The sequence below is a fragment of the Blastopirellula marina DSM 3645 genome, assembly GCF_000153105.1.
Lineage (GTDB): Bacteria > Planctomycetota > Planctomycetia > Pirellulales > Pirellulaceae > Blastopirellula > Blastopirellula marina.
This window is the reverse complement of the sequence record NZ_CH672376.1, coordinates 3,759,698-3,761,638: the sequence shown is the minus strand read 5'-3', so window position 1 is coordinate 3,761,638 and position 1,941 is coordinate 3,759,698. Positions and strand designations below refer to the sequence as shown.

Annotated in this window: 3 protein-coding genes; all 3 read right to left on the bottom strand. The window is 56.1% G+C overall.

Annotation, left to right across the window (positions count from 1 at the left end):
• Positions 1 to 233 (bottom strand): PhzF family phenazine biosynthesis protein (locus DSM3645_RS16935; protein ID WP_040351914.1); only part of this gene is annotated, 233 nt, incomplete at its 3' end.
• A 334-nt stretch (positions 234 to 567) separates the two neighbouring features.
• Positions 568 to 1,473: a LysR family transcriptional regulator gene (locus DSM3645_RS16930; protein WP_002653473.1), complete on the bottom strand. Its 906-nt coding sequence runs from the start codon at positions 1,471 to 1,473 to the stop codon at positions 568 to 570.
• Between the two features lie 129 nt (positions 1,474 to 1,602).
• Positions 1,603 to 1,941: hypothetical protein (locus tag DSM3645_RS30235; RefSeq protein ID WP_161603371.1), on the bottom strand; the 339-nt coding region annotated here is incomplete at its 5' end.

Here is a 1,941-nt window from a genome sequence, read left to right as displayed (position 1 = left end):
CCCAGAGTGGCGTGTCCGCACAAAGGCACCTCAATGCGCGGAGTGAACCAGCGTAGTCCGTAACCGTCGTCGCCACGTTGTACAAAGGCGGTCTCCGAGAGGTTCATCTCAGCGGCCACGGCTTGCATCCATGCCTCAGGGGCGTCTTGTTCCAACCAACAAACCGCCGCAGAATTACCGCCAAAAGGACGGCTCGTGAATGCATCCACCTGCCAAAATCTAATCGGAGTCATTCCGCGCCATTCTTCTCCTCAGTGTATTGAATTGAGTATTGCGCCTGATAGTGCAACAATCAGACACAACGTCAGCCGCAATGGCTCATCCCCAAGCAGCATTTTTTCGCGTCTGGATCATCCTTCGGTCAGTCAACGGCTCGCCGGAAGCCAAGCGAAAACGCAGGGTCTACCAAGAGACGATGACTTACCTCGTGACTGGTTATAGCGTCGCGAGCAAATCGACTCAAACGAATATATTCGATAGTCAGAATCGGATTATCCGATGGACTATTCGGCTGTATCTCTCACCAAGAAAATGGCTCGCGAGTTTTTCTAGAGCGAATATAGCCAGCTAAGAATTCTTGGCGGACGCTTGCCAAGGACAGGCCATAACCGTTTCAACGAACGCCGAAAGAGCTGGCGACGTCCAGCGAGTCGCACTCCAAACCAGTTGCGTGTGCACGGTCAGTTGGGGACCATCCCAAGCCAGAACCGCCAGCGTCCGCGACTTTCTTTCGGCTTCCACCGCCACGCTCGGCAATGCTGCAATTCCGAGTCCTGCGGCGACGTAGCGTTTGATCGCTTCCACGCTGGAAAACTCTTGGGCCTTTTGGCCGGGATGCGCATGGGCGGCATGGAGCGCTTGCTCGAACTTATTGCGATAGGTGCAGCCCGTTTCGGTGAATAAAATCGGCTCGCCTGCGAGATCTCGCGCCTGTACGCGCCGTTTTTTCACAAGCGGATGAGATGGCGCGGCAATCAATGCCAAAGGTTCCGGCCGGAGTGGAGCGACGTTCAGCGATCCAGGTACCACAGGCTCCTCCAGCACAAATGCGGCGTCAAGCTGACCATCCAGCACGCGCCGTTTGAGTTCACCAATCGGCGAGGGAACACAACGAACCCAGACCGCCGGATGCTGCTGGCGAAACTTGGCCAAGATACTCGGCAACAAGTAGCTCACAATCGTTTCAGGGCCGCTGATGGAGAGCGTCCCCACAGGCGCCGTCGTGCTGACCGCAGCACGCGCTTCGTCAGCCAGAGCAAGCAGGCGATCCGCGTAACCGACCAACCTCTGGCCTGCTTCCGTCAGCGCCAAGCGGTTACCGATCCGATCGAAAAGAGGAACGCCCAGTTCCCGTTCCAACTGCTGCACCTGGGCCGTTACGCTGGACTGCACATAACCGAGAGCGGCGGCCGTCTGCGTAAAGCTGAGAGTCGCGGCCGCAGCGCGAAAGGTGGCTAAGGTCTTCAGTTCCATAACTCGGAGAATAGCATCCGAGAACCATGATGTCCATCGGCAAGATCGATGCACGTCTCGGTCGATAGCAGTTACGCCGATGAGAATTCTTGCCCGAATGATTGCACCCGCACTCGATGTCGCTACGAGTTAAACGAGTTTTTGTCTCTGCCGAACTTGCCAGCCCATCAACAGGGCCAGCCCGAGGAACAGAGCGGCGGCATAGTCTTCCAGTTCGGGTACTGCGGCAGGTGGTGGACCAGGATCACAAATGCCATTGTTATCCCCATCGTAACAGTTATCACACCAATCGGGGCATTCAATCTCAAGGTTATAACCTAGTCCGGCGCAATAACCGTAGCCAAAGCCGCCGCCGTTGTCGATGCAAAAATTACCATTCGGAGCCGGTCCAGAAAAGGGAGGAGTAGCAGCATAAGCGTTGCTGGCCAATAGCAAAACACTGACTGCAACCGCCATCTGCAGGATCAA

What these genes read in the sequence shown, in the direction of transcription:
- DSM3645_RS16930 (WP_002653473.1), bottom strand. Translation starts at nt 1,473, where the DNA reads ATGGAACTGAAGACCTTAGCCACCTTTCGCGCTGCGGCCGCGACTCTC.